15 protein-coding genes are annotated in these 12,681 nt (G+C 32.6%); 10 read left to right on the top strand and 5 right to left on the bottom strand.

The annotated features are described in order from the left end of the window. The first annotated feature begins 88 nt into the window (after positions 1–88). From rpaB to BS621_RS04005, 5 genes are read left to right on the top strand one after another with little or no spacing between them, the layout of a single operon-like run. Positions 89–835: a response regulator transcription factor RpaB gene (rpaB, locus tag BS621_RS04025; RefSeq protein ID WP_025892447.1), complete on the top strand. Its 747-nt coding sequence runs from the start codon at positions 89–91 to the stop codon at positions 833–835. Continuing rightward, on the top strand, positions 836–2,254 hold the full coding sequence (gene plsX, locus BS621_RS04020) for a phosphate acyltransferase PlsX (protein WP_077141904.1): 1,419 nt from the start codon (positions 836–838) through the stop codon (positions 2,252–2,254). It begins immediately after the preceding gene. Between the two features lie 53 nt (positions 2,255–2,307). After that, positions 2,308–3,315, top strand: coding sequence for a beta-ketoacyl-ACP synthase III (locus BS621_RS04015; protein ID WP_077141903.1), 1,008 nt, complete (start codon positions 2,308–2,310; stop codon positions 3,313–3,315). An 18-nt stretch (positions 3,316–3,333) separates the two neighbouring features. After that, positions 3,334–4,230, top strand: a complete 897-nt coding sequence (gene fabD / locus BS621_RS04010; protein WP_077141902.1) for an ACP S-malonyltransferase — start codon at positions 3,334–3,336, stop codon at positions 4,228–4,230. 6 nt (positions 4,231–4,236) lie between these two features. Continuing rightward, positions 4,237–4,857 (top strand): lysophospholipid acyltransferase family protein, encoded by a 621-nt coding sequence (locus BS621_RS04005; RefSeq protein ID WP_077141901.1) that lies wholly within the window; start codon positions 4,237–4,239, stop codon positions 4,855–4,857. A gap of 4 nt (positions 4,858–4,861) precedes the next feature. On the opposite strand, the gene BS621_RS04000 is transcribed toward BS621_RS04005, so the two are convergent. Then, a complete protein-coding gene (locus BS621_RS04000; RefSeq protein ID WP_077141900.1) occupies positions 4,862–5,515 on the bottom strand; it encodes a molecular chaperone in 654 nt (217 codons plus the stop codon). 9 nt (positions 5,516–5,524) lie between these two features. Continuing rightward, positions 5,525–5,776 (bottom strand): Ycf34 family protein, encoded by a 252-nt coding sequence (locus BS621_RS03995; RefSeq protein ID WP_077141899.1) that lies wholly within the window; start codon positions 5,774–5,776, stop codon positions 5,525–5,527. 14 nt (positions 5,777–5,790) lie between these two features. Between BS621_RS03995 and BS621_RS03990 the strand changes: the two genes are divergently transcribed. Both BS621_RS03990 and BS621_RS03985 read left to right on the top strand, forming a co-directional pair. Further along, positions 5,791–7,008: a CCA tRNA nucleotidyltransferase gene (locus BS621_RS03990; RefSeq protein ID WP_198025685.1), complete on the top strand. Its 1,218-nt coding sequence runs from the start codon at positions 5,791–5,793 to the stop codon at positions 7,006–7,008. Positions 7,009–7,066: 58 nt separating this feature from the next. Continuing rightward, entirely contained in the window at positions 7,067–7,486 is a 420-nt protein-coding gene (locus BS621_RS03985) for an RNA recognition motif domain-containing protein (protein ID WP_025931301.1), read from the top strand. A gap of 7 nt (positions 7,487–7,493) precedes the next feature. Here the strand turns inward: BS621_RS03985 and BS621_RS03980 are convergent, their stop codons facing one another. Together BS621_RS03980 and pds are read right to left on the bottom strand one after the other, a co-directional pair. After that, positions 7,494–8,402 carry a phytoene synthase gene (locus BS621_RS03980; protein WP_077141898.1) on the bottom strand — a complete coding sequence of 303 codons (909 nt, stop codon included), beginning with the start codon at positions 8,400–8,402 and terminating at the stop codon, positions 7,494–7,496. A 34-nt stretch (positions 8,403–8,436) separates the two neighbouring features. Continuing rightward, on the bottom strand, positions 8,437–9,837 hold the full coding sequence (pds, locus tag BS621_RS03975) for a 15-cis-phytoene desaturase (RefSeq protein WP_077141897.1): 1,401 nt from the start codon (positions 9,835–9,837) through the stop codon (positions 8,437–8,439). 90 nt (positions 9,838–9,927) lie between these two features. Between pds and ndhM the strand changes: the two genes are divergently transcribed. Together ndhM and BS621_RS03965 are read left to right on the top strand one after the other, a co-directional pair. Then, positions 9,928–10,275: an NAD(P)H-quinone oxidoreductase subunit M gene (gene ndhM, locus BS621_RS03970; RefSeq protein WP_011817637.1), complete on the top strand. Its 348-nt coding sequence runs from the start codon at positions 9,928–9,930 to the stop codon at positions 10,273–10,275. Then, positions 10,272–10,895, top strand: coding sequence for a DUF3172 domain-containing protein (locus BS621_RS03965; protein WP_077141896.1), 624 nt, complete (start codon positions 10,272–10,274; stop codon positions 10,893–10,895). Before ndhM ends, BS621_RS03965 begins: the two co-directional genes overlap by 4 nt. Positions 10,896–10,901: 6 nt before the next feature. On the opposite strand, the gene BS621_RS03960 is transcribed toward BS621_RS03965, so the two are convergent. Beyond that, positions 10,902–11,846 carry a LysR family transcriptional regulator gene (locus BS621_RS03960; RefSeq protein WP_077141895.1) on the bottom strand — a complete coding sequence of 315 codons (945 nt, stop codon included), beginning with the start codon at positions 11,844–11,846 and terminating at the stop codon, positions 10,902–10,904. An 83-nt stretch (positions 11,847–11,929) separates the two neighbouring features. Between BS621_RS03960 and BS621_RS03955 the strand changes: the two genes are divergently transcribed. Next, a complete protein-coding gene (locus BS621_RS03955; protein WP_077141894.1) occupies positions 11,930–12,658 on the top strand; it encodes an NnrU family protein in 729 nt (242 codons plus the stop codon). The last annotated feature ends 23 nt before the right edge of the window (positions 12,659–12,681 follow it).

Raw genomic sequence — 12,681 nt, 5'->3', positions numbered from 1 at the left:
ATGGAACTAGAATGTTTGGGATATTGCCCCTCTACAAGTTAGATTAGGTTAATAATAAATTCTCTTACTGATTAGCTAATAGAAACATATGGCTCTATCTAGTCAAACTAAAGAAACTATACTTGTCGCAGATGACGAGGCAAGTATTAGAAGAATTCTGGAGACGCGTCTCTCCATGATTGGCTACAAAGTTGTAACTGCAAGTGATGGCAAAGAAGCACTAAAGTTATTTAAAGATTATGAACCTGATTTAGTTGTACTTGACGTTATGATGCCAAAACTAGATGGTTATGGAGTTTGTCAAGAGTTAAGGAAAGATTCTGATGTTCCAATTGTTATGTTAACTGCATTAGGAGATGTTGCAGATAGGATAACAGGTTTAGAATTAGGGGCTGATGATTATGTAGTAAAACCATTTAGCCCAAAGGAGTTAGAAGCTAGAATTAGGTGTGTTCTTAGAAGAATCGACAAAGAGCAAATTCCTGGAATGCCTAATTCAGGATTAATTTTGGTTACGGATATAAAAATTGATACAAATCGAAGACAAGTTTTTAAAAGTGATGAGAGAATTAGATTAACTGGTATGGAATTTAGTCTCTTAGAGCTTTTGGTGAGTAGGTCAGGAGAGCCATTTAGTAGAGGAGAGATTTTGAAAGAAGTTTGGGGATATACTCCCGAGAGACATGTAGATACAAGAGTTGTCGATGTTCATATTTCAAGATTAAGATCCAAACTGGAGGCAGATCCAGCAAATCCAGAATTAATATTGACAGCAAGGGGTACAGGATATCTTTTTCAACGGATTGTCGATATTGCTCCCTTTGATGGTAAATAAATGGGGAAAGAAACTGCGCAAAAAATTAACAAGCCTAGAGCCATTAGAAGATTAGTAATTTGGTATAAAAGAAATTCGGCTGTGACCTCTATAGTTGATACTGCTGCTAGTTCTGCAGCAACGGCTAGTAATGTTGCGGGTAATATGGTTTCTGGTGCTGGATCAGTAGTAACCACAGCTAGTAATGTTGCTGGTAATGTTGCAGGTAATGTTGCAGGTAATGTAGTTTCAAGTGCTGAATCTGTTGTTAATACTGCTAGTAGTGTAGTTTCAAATGCTAGTTCAATAGCTAAAAATACATTGCAGCCATTAGTTTTTGACCCATTAAAAAGATTACAAAATAACGATAATATTTTAGATAGGGTGGAGGAATCTCAATCTAAAAGAATTTGGATCGCAGTTGATGGGATGGGTGGTGATTATGCTCCTGGTCCAATTCTTGGAGGTTGCCTAGAAGCAATAAGTAGATTTCCAATAAATATAAAGTTTGTCGGCGAAATTGAAAAAGTTAAAGATGCAGCAAGAAAAAATGGTTTAGCAGAATTATTAGAAAATGAAATAGATAATAATCGTCTTGAATTAATTGATAGTGGAGAACCTATTGGGATGAATGAAGAAGCTACCGCAGTTAGAAAAAGGAAAAATGCAAGTATAAACGTTGCAATGGATTTAGTGAGAAATAATAAAGCTGAAGCTGTCTACTCAGCGGGTAATTCAGGCGCCATGATGGCTTCTGCCATATTTAGAATTGGGAGATTGAAAGGCATTGAGAGACCAGCTATAGGAGCATTGTTTCCAACAAGGGATCAAACTCGCCCGGTATTAGTTTTAGATGTCGGTGCAAATACTGATTGTAAGCCATCTTATCTGCATCAATTTGCTCTTCTAGGTAATATTTATGCAAAAGATGTCCTTCAAGTACAAAAACCAAGAATTGGCCTCTTAAATATTGGAGAAGAAGAATGTAAAGGTAATGATTTATCCTTAAAAACATTTGAATTATTATCTTCTGAAAAAAGTTTTGATTTTGGAGGTAATTGTGAAGGGAGAGATGTACTATCAGGTAGTTTTGACGTAGTTGTCTGTGATGGATTTACTGGAAATATATTGTTGAAATTTCTTGAATCTGTGGGAGGAGTTTTATTAGATATTTTGAGATCTGAGCTGCCACGTGGAAGGCGGGGGAAAGTTGGTTCAGCTTTTTTAAGAAGTAATCTACTTAGAATTAAGAAAAGATTAGATCATGCCGAACATGGAGGCGCTTTATTACTTGGGGTGAATGGTATTTGCGTTATTGGTCATGGAAGTAGCAAATCTTTATCAGTAGTAAGTGCTCTTCGCTTGGCTCACTCTGCTGTGAATCATGGTGTTATGGACAATTTGAATCAACTGCAAAAGCTTCAAGTTTTAAATTCATAAAACATATTGAGTCAAATTTATGTTTGACTAATATAAGTAACTAAAAAACTCTTTTGGAAGGAATTAAATTTAATCAGATTGGATTGTCATTCAAGGGAAGCGGAAGTTATGTACCTGATCAAATCCTAACCAATCAAAAAATTAGTCAAAAGGTTGATACAAGCAATGAATGGATAAAATCTAGAACTGGCATTTCTGAGAGAAGAATTTCTAGCGTAGAAGATAATGTTACTGAGATGGGTTATAAGGCTGCTATAAACGCTATAGAAATGGCTAATTGGGATATTAAAACGATTGATTTGATTGTTTTAGCTACTTCTACTCCGCATGATTTATTTGGATCAGCCCCATCCATTCAAGGTAAATTAGGGGCAGCTAATGCTGTAGCTTTCGATTTAACTGCAGCGTGTAGTGGATTTTTATTCGCCTTAATAACAGCCTCACAATTTTTAAAAGGGGGTAGTTTTAAAAGGGCTATTGTTATTGGAGCAGATCAATTATCAAGTTTTGTTGATTGGAATGATAGAAGAAGTTGTATCCTCTTTGGAGATGGTGCCGGTGCATTAGCAATTGAAGCCACAAATGAATTTGATAATTTTATCGGTTTTGACATGCGAACTGATGGGGGAAGGGGTTCTTTTCTTAATCTTCCATCAAAAAAGGATAAGAATTCAATAGTTGATGAAATTGACTTTTTAAGTGGAGGTTTTTCTCCAATTCAGATGAATGGTCAGGAAGTTTATAAATTCGCAGTTAAAGAAGTTTCCCTAATTCTTGAAAAGTTGTTGAAAAAAATGAGATATAAGTCTAATCAAGTTGATTGGCTCTTACTGCATCAAGCTAATCAAAGAATATTGGATTCTGTAGGAGAAAGGTTAAAAATTCCCAGAGAAAAGATTCTTAGTAATTTAGAAAAATATGGCAATACGTCAGCAGCAACAATTCCACTCATGATGGATGAAGCTGTAAGAGATTATAGAATTAAACAAAATGATATTATTGCTACAAGTGGTTTCGGTGCTGGGTTAAGTTGGGGTGCAGCCCTAATTAAATGGGGTTAAAAACAAAATAGGAACATTATGACAGTTGCATGGGTATTCCCTGGACAGGGTTCGCAAAAAATTGGAATGGCAAAACAAATTGAAAATTTGCCGAGTACAAAAGAGAGGTTTAGTTATGCTTCTGAGATATTTGAGAGAAATTTATTTGAAATTTGCGAGTTAAATAATGATCCAACAAATCCTCTTAGTGATTTGAATTATACAAGAAATACACAAATCTGCCTCTTTTTGGTTGAATCAATTTTATTAGATGCCTTAAAAGAAAATGGTTTTAAACCAACTTATGTTGCTGGGCATAGTCTGGGAGAAATAACTGCATTATATTGTGCGGAAGTTTTTTCATTCGAAGACTGTGTATCACTAATAAAAGTAAGATCTCAATTAATGGTAAATGCTGAGCAAGGATCTATGGCAGCAGTAATTGGTTTTGATAGAAATGAACTTAATTTATTAGTCAAAAAAAGTAAAGATGTTGTAATTGCTAATGATAATAGCTCTTCCCAAGTTGTCTTATCAGGATCTAATGAAGAGTTAGACAATCTATCGAAAGAAATTTCTTGTAAAAGATTCCTAAAATTAAATGTTTCAGGTGCATTCCATTCACCATTCATGAATAAATCTGCAGTTAAATTTTCTGAGTATTTAAAACAGATTAAGTTTAAATATCCTTCTTTCCCAGTAATAAGTAATTATGAACCTTCATTATGTGATGATCCTGATGAGCTTAAAGTGAGATTGGAAAATCAAATGTGTAATGGCGTAAGGTGGCGAGAAACTATGGATTTAATGGCAAAAGATAATGATCTTCATTTTGTTGAAGTTGGTCCATCAAATGTGCTTAGCGGTTTAGCAAAAAGACATATGAAAGATTTAAAAATTTCTCAAGTTTCATCTTCTAATCAACTAACTTATTAATCAAGTATGAAAAATGATGTTTTTCAAAAATTAATCTATCAATTAGTTAGCAACTTGTTTGTATTGCCAATTTATAAATTTGTATTTAGAGGTCAATTAATAGGTAGAGAAAATATTCCGCAAAAAAATTCTTATATTATGGTTTCTAACCATGGTTCTTTGCTTGACCCTCCTTTGTTAGGACATGCTCTTAGACGTAATATATCTTTTATGGCCAAGGCAGAGCTATTTAAAATACCCGTACTTGGTTTTATTATCAAGGCTTGTGGAGCTTATCCTGTAAAAAGAGGAATTGTTGATAAAAATACCATTAAAACAGCTTGTAAAAAATTATCAAATGAAAATTGTATTGGAATATTTATTGATGGTACGCGTCAAAAAAATGGTCGAGTAAATAAGCCCAAACAAGGCGCAGCATTATTAGCTTTTAAAAATCAAAAATTATTATTGCCTGTTGCAATAGTTAATTCTCATAGACTAATAAGATTTAAATTCTTTATTCCTTTGTTTTCAAAAATTGTTATTAAAGTTGGAGAACCTGTTCAACCTCCACAAAGTTCATCAAAAAATGATCTGAATTCTGTAACAATTTACCTTCAAGATAAAATTAATAATTTGATTGGATAAATATTTAGTTAATTGGAGAAATAGGGTAAAGAGGCAAAACTTTTTTCCAGGAATCTAAATTTGAATTTAATAAATTTTTATTTGCTAAGTTTAATAGTTCTTTTAAATCTTCTTTATCATCATAATTTGCCTCAAAAGTAACTTCTTTACTCTCAAGTTCTTTGACAACTTTAGGTAAAACTGTTTCTCGGATGACTAGATCAGAGGAGTCTTTTTCTTTGTGATAAATTTCATATTTACCTGCAATTAAACCCTTTCGTTTTAATTTCTTGTAAATCCAGAATGATTTTTTGTTTTTAAAGATATTATTCTTTGATGCAATTCTTTTTGCCATTATTTCAAATGCACTAAAACTGTCTAGAGGACAATTTATCTGTTGTGAGATAGTTCTTGCTAAAACCACAACAAGTCGTGAAGCATTAAAATTTGCTGGCCCTATGCTGACAGATAACTTTTTTATTTTTTGTAAATTTTCTTTGGAAATGAATTTGTCAAGATCATTAACTAAGTTGTTGCAAAGGTCATTATCAAATTTTTTGATAAATAATTCATCAGATTCAAGGGTATTGTTTTTTCTATACCCAAAGCCAAAAGAATTGTCTGTGCTGTGAATGACTAATATAGGGTAATTTTCTCTTTGTTTGAGTTTATTTGTCATCTATTACCTTTAAACAGGTAATTCCATACCTGGATTACACTTAGACCATTTACCAAATTCATTTTCAAAACTTTCACAAGATTGAACATCCCAATCAGTTTTATAATCACCATTATTGTCCTTAACTATATTGATATGAATCAATGGTTTTTTTGCTTTAAAATCAGGAAGATCACAAATATGATCAACACCATGATTATTCTCAACATCATGATATGTGATACATCTATCAACCCATTTACAGTTGATGCAAATGCACATAATTAATAAATAAAATGAAAAGTAGCATTCACACAGATCATACACTAATAATTGATCAATTAGAAAGAAGTATAAAATTTCATAATTTGGATTTAATATTAGGTTTTTTACCTAAAGGATCATATTTGGTTGGTGGTTACATAAGAGATATTATTTTGGCAAGAAAAACTAAAAAGGTAGATGTTGATATTGTGGTACCTTTAAATGCAATTGAAATTGGAAAAAAGATTGCAGATAGTATTGGATCAAAATTTATAATCTTAGATGAAAAAAGAGAAGTAGTAAGAATTATTCTTAATCATATTTATATTGATATTGCTAATCAGGTTTCATCTACGATAGAAGGAGATTTATGTTCTAGAGACTTTTCAATTAATTCAATTGCTTTTTTATTTGATAAGAAGTGTTTGGTTGATCCATTAAATGGTCTTAAAGATCTAGAGATTTCTTTGCTTAGAACTCATTCTGAAAAGAATTTACTAAATGATCCTTTACGAATATTAAGATGTTTTCGATTTGTTTCAGAATTGAATTTTAAAGTTGATCTTAATTTAATTACTTTCATTAAAAAAAATAAAGGGAAATTATATCTTGTCGCTAAAGAGAGGATTAATAATGAAATACAGAAAATAGTTCATGGAGCCAGCGCTCTTGATGCAGTATTGTTGATAAAAAAATTAAATATATTTGCTACTGATAATTTATCTGAAGATTCTTTTTTTTTGGATTTAGAGAAAATTAATTATGTAGAACTTAATCAGGAAGAAAAAGAAAAATTTTTGCCATCATTTTTTATTGCTCAATTATTAGACGTTATATCTTTAGAGAAACTTAAATTTAGTAAAGCTGAAATTGAAAAAACTAAGTTGTTAAGAAAATGGCACTTTTTGTTGGAGAAAAAAAATATCGCTCAATTTTCTGAATCAGATAGATTTGCATTACATAAAGAATTAGAGATGTTTCTTCCAATATTTATTTTTCATTTACCTCAAAACTTACGATTAAATTGGCTTCGTAGATGGCGCGACAATGATGATAAATTGTTTCATCCTTCAAACTTACTTAATGGTGACATAATCAAAAAAAATTTAAGAATAAAGGATGGGCCTATCCTAGGAGAGCTGTTACGGTATCTTTCTAAGGAACTTGCATATAAAAGATTAAATAATTTTGATGAAGCTATTTATAAAGCAAAGCGATGGATTGAACAAAATGCACCAAAATGTGATTAAATACACATAGCTTAGTTTTGTTTAGAAGTTCAGACTTCAAAATCATTTTTAAAAATTTATGAGCATTCGCATTTACATTGGCAACTTACCACAAGGATTTAATCCAAAAGAATTTGATACACTTTTAAAGTCAGTTTCTGACTCGATTAGATTTAAAGCAGTTCTAGATAAGGAAACTAAGGAATGCAGGGGGTTTGGTTTCGCAACAGCTAATAATGAAGATAATGCTGATTTATTAATTCAAAAGTTAAATGGTTTTGAATTTAATGGTTCTAAATTAAGAGTAGAGCTATCAGAAAAAAAAGATTCTGCTTCAAACAAAAGAAACGGTGGAAAATTAAACAACAATAAAAAGAGGAAAAACTTTAAGAAAATTGTTCATAGCGATGCTCCCAACCTAGAAGCTCCTGATCCAAGATGGGCTGGAGAATTATCTAAATTGAAAGATTTGTTAGCTAATCAGAAGACGCCTGCCTAGTTACCTATTACTTAATTCGAGAAATTAAAAAAGATATTGGGATTTCAAGAGCTTTTACTGAATTTTTTACAAAAGCCCTATTATTAAAGACATCATAATCTAATCTTTCAATAGAATCTAATATCCCTCTATAAAGACGTAAAGACGTCCATACTGGCCATCTTGCGTCAGCAGATAGCCACTTAATACCATCCTCAGACTTTTGGAACCATTCGCGTGCCCTTGTTAATTGAAAGTTCATCAGTGCTTTCCACTGATTGTTTATTTTTCCTTTTAACAGTTCTTCTTCAGAATAATTAAATTTTTCAATATCTGCTTGCGGGAGATAAATTCTTCCTCTGTGTCTATCTTCCCCTACATCTCTCAATATATTGGTTAATTGATTTGCAATACCTAGAGCTATAGCTGCTTCAGAGGGGTCAGGCATGTCACTCCACGGGGCTGATGTATAAGCACTATCAATCCCCATTACATTTTGAGTCATTAAACCAACAGTTCCTGCGACTCTATAACAATAGAGTTTTAATTCATCGAAATCTTTGTATCTAAATTTATTCAGATCCATCCTCTGTCCATCAATCATATCTAAATAGGGTTTAATACTTTGTGGATATTTCTCGATGGTATCTAATAAAACTAAGTCTAATTCAGATTTGATATTTCCTTTAAACACACTTTTAGTATTTTCTTCCCATTCATCTAAATTGTCTGAAAGCTCATCTTGTGATTTAGTAGAGGCTTCTATGCTATCCATTATTTCATCTGTTCTTCTACACCATACGTAAATAGCCCAAATAGCTTTTCTCTTTTCTTGAGGTAATAAAAGAGTACCCAAATAAAAGGTTTTAGCCCATTGTTGAGTTTCTTTTCGGCATATCTCGTATGCTTGATCAAGTTGAGAAATTGAATTTTTCAAAAAGTTTTAGCTTAATTAAAGTATGTTGCAAATGTTATGAAGAAACATTTTGAGAGGATTTGGAATATTTCTTATTGATTGATTCCGCGCATAATTTACCACTTAAAACAGCTCCTTCCATAGATGCTAAATATTTTTGCATTGTATAATCACCAGCTAAGAAAAAGTTTTTTATTGGTGATTTTTGACTAGGTCTAAACTCTTGACATCCAGGAACTGCCTTGTAGACCGATCTTGGTGTTTTGACTACTTTATATTTTCTTAATTTGGTTTTATCGTCACCCATGAAATGTGTTGGGAATAATTTCTTCAACTCTTCCATAGTTGCATCAACGATGTCTTGATCGCTTCTATTAATCCAATCTTTTGCTGGTGCGAAAACTAATTCAAGCATTGATCTATTTGGATCTTCGTATTCTTTACATGTAATACTCATATCTGCGTAAACACTAAGAAGTGGTGATCTGCTAAATAGTAGATGGTCGATATCTGTTAATTTTTTGTCAAACCATAAATGAATATTAATGACTGGCACACCATTTAAACCATCTAATTTTGAAAATGCATCTAATCCTCTCCATTGTTTAGGGATCATTAATTTAAAGAGATCTACGGGCATTGCACTTACATAAGCATCAGCCGTGAGCTCTTTCTTTTCGTTTTTATCTAAAGAGGCAATAGTAAAACTTTTGACGGTGCTGTCATCATTAAGGTTGATTTGCCTTAATGGACTATTCATGTGGACTTCTCCACCTCGAGCAGTAATATAATCAACCATTGGCTGGCAAAGTCTTTCTGGAGGAGCCCCATCAAGGAATGCCATTTTAGAACCATTTTTTTCTTGTAAAAATCTGTTTAATGCTGTTAATAAAACTGTAGATGATATTTCATCCGGTCCAATGAAATTAAGAGCTTTACTCATCGCAATAAAAACTTCATCATTCACTCTTTCCGGTATATTGTGCTCTTTTAGCCAATCTGTCCATGATTTTGTATCACATTTATCTAAGTAATTTTGGCCTCTCAACATTGCAGGCACTAAACCTAATCCAAATAGAATCTTTTCATTCCATGAAAGCATATCATTATTGCTAAGTATTGCTGAAACTCCATTTACTGGGGCAGGTATATCAGGAAAGTCAAATCTACTATAAGTTCCGGGCTCTGATGGCTGATTAAAAATCATTGAATGACTTTTCCATTGAAGTCTATCTTCTATATCTAATTCCTTGAAAAGTTGCAACATATTTGGGTAGGCTCCAAAAAATATATGTAAACCAGTTTCATACCAATCTCCATCTTCATCTTTCCATGCGGCAACTTTCCCACCTAGAACATCTCTAGCTTCTAGTACAATCGGGATATGTCCATTATCGACTAAATATTTAGCGCAAGATAAACCTGCTAAACCAGCACCAGCAATTACAACACGCATTATAAAATCAAGAAATAAATTAACACTTACTAATAAGCTACATTAAAGTTAGAACATAATAGTTTTTTTCGTTGATTATTTCGTAAAATTATGGAAAAAATGCTTTTAAAATCGACTACTAGGCATGTAAGAATTTTTACTGCCGAAGTGGTAGATGAAGAATTAAAGTTTCATCCCAATAAACTAACTCTTGATTTAGATCCCGATAACGAATTTATTTGGAACGAAGATTCTCTAAACAAAATAAATGAAAAATTCAATGAATTAATAAAAGAGAGAGCAGGAAAGGATTTAGATGATTATGAACTTCGAAAAATAGGATCAGAAATCGAAGGTCTAATTAAATTTTTGCTTCAAAACGGTCAGCTTAGTTATAACCCTGATTGTAGAGTCATGAATTATTCAATGGGTTTACCAAAAACTAATGAAGTACTGTGAATAGACCACCATCGAATAGAAGGCCAAGAAGAGGCTCAAATAGAAGCTATTATCCTCCAAATCCAAGGGACATGGATCCGTATGGTCAAAGAAGCAATAGATTGCCTGCTTCCTCTGAACAAAAGATCAACTTTAGTACAGGAACCATTGCCGTACTTGCTGGAGTATTAATATTAGGAGTTGGTATTGGGAGCGCTATTACCAGTACAACTGATGGCGGGCAGGGAAATATAGCAAGTCAACAACAATTAGATATGGCTGTTCCAGACCCTGAATTTTGTAGACAATGGGGAGCTAGTGCTTTTGTTATTGATGTTGAAATGTATACGACTTTAAATCCATCTACTAGTTTTGTAACGCAACCAGCTCTTCAGCCAGGGTGTGTGATTAGAAGAGAGAATTGGACAGTGTTACAAAAACAGGGCGCAATTAGTAATGAAGATGTAAGAGAATGTAAGCAAAGGATGAATACTTTTGCTTATATCGGTTCTATAAGAGATAAGCCAATAGTTAAGTGCGTTTATCAGACTGATGTAAATGAAAATAAATTCATAATAAAAGGAGATGGACAAGCCGAAGACGGCGGGGTAGGCATTAACAAAGAAGCAATTCAGTTTTGATCGAAATTATATATGCCTCAAAGGACTTTCTAAACTAGCAAATTGTGGAAGAATGTTTTTCTTAAATACTTCTGATGCTCTTGATGAATATCTTGACGGATTAGTAATTAATTTAAGTTCTCTTTTAACCTCTAAATCAGCAATGAATGCTTTGTGGATTGTTCCAGCCGATAATTCTCTTTCAATAGAAACAACAGGCAAAAAGGAAGCTCCTAAACCTGATTGAACTGCATTCTTGATTGCTTCAAGAGAGTTAAGTTCCATCTCAATTTTTAATCTTTGAATATCAAGCCCAGAATCTTGGAGAAGTTTGTCAACAACTTTTCTTGTTGTAGATTGTGAGTCTAATGTTACAAAATTTAATTTGTATAAGTCTTCTTTTAGAAGCTCTTTTTTGTTCGAAAGTGGATGTTTAGATGGTAAAACTAATGCCAATTCATCAGTGGCATATGGAATTACTTGTAGCAAATTTTCCAAATCTCCAGGTAATTGTCCGCCAATAATGGCTAAGTCAATTTGTCCATTGGCGACACTCCAACCAGTTCTTCTCGTACTATGAACTTGAAGTTGAACGGATACATCAGGGTATTTTTGTCTGAATAGTCCTATCATTCTCGGCATTAAATAGGTACCCGTTGTTTGGCTCGCTCCAATAACAAGAGTTCCACCTTTTAAGCTATTTAAATCTTCAATAGCTTTGCAAGCTTCGTCGCATTGATTCAAAATTCGTTCACAATATTCAAGTAATAGTCTTCCTGCTTCAGTTAATAGAGCCTTCCTACCACCTCTGTCGAAAATTGTGATTTCAAGTTGTTTTTCTAAATTTTGTATTTGTAAACTCACGGCAGGTTGAGTTACATATAAGAGATCTGCAGCTTTTTTAAAACTTCCTTGAGCTGCTATAGCTTTTAATATTCTTAATTGGTCGAGTGTAAAAGGTAATTCTGGCATCTATTATGCCTACAATTTCTTATAATTCTAATGCTTTGGTGCATTCTTGTTAAGAACAAAAATTATTTGAACATTTTAAATATATGGAGACTCATAAAACTTCCCTAATCATTTTACTATTGATTTTGATTTTTGCGGTAATTCATAGTGGGGGAGCTGCTTTAAGAATCAAAGCAGAATCTATTATGGGTCCGAGATTATGGCGGTTATGTTTTGTTTTTTTAAGTTTGCCATCTGCAATTATCTTGATCAGTTATTTTTTGGCTCATAGATATGACGGAATCAGATTATGGAATTTACAGGGCAATAATTTTGTTTTTATGGTTGTTTGGTTCTTAACTGCAATAAGTTTTTTATTTTTATATCCCGCTACTTATAATTTGCTAGAAATTCCTTCGGTTTTAAAACCTAAAGTACGAATCTATGGAACTGGGATAATGCGAATTACAAGACATCCTCAAGCATTTGGTCAGATAATTTGGTGTTTTGCTCATACTTTATGGATTGGTACATCATTTACATTAGTAACTTCTATTGGCTTAGTTTTGCATCATCTTTTTGCAATCTGGCATGGTGACAAGAGATTAGCAAATAGATTTGGAGAAGAATTTGAAAATTTTAAAAAAAATACTTCCATAATCCCCTTCATGGCAATACTTCAGGGGAGGCAAGAATTTAAGGTTAAAGAATTTTTTAGGTTATCTCAATTTGGCATATTAATTGCAATCGGAGTACTTTGGTGGTCTCATCAATATATAAATATTGCTGTTAAAACATTTAATTCATCATTTTTGTCTGAATTTTTCAATTGACAGTTTAAAATCTTAAATATAAG

Origin of the sequence: Prochlorococcus sp. RS04 (genome assembly GCF_001989455.1) — a bacterium.
GTDB lineage: Bacteria > Cyanobacteriota > Cyanobacteriia > PCC-6307 > Cyanobiaceae > Prochlorococcus_A.
This window is presented reverse-complemented; position numbering and strand designations above follow the sequence as displayed.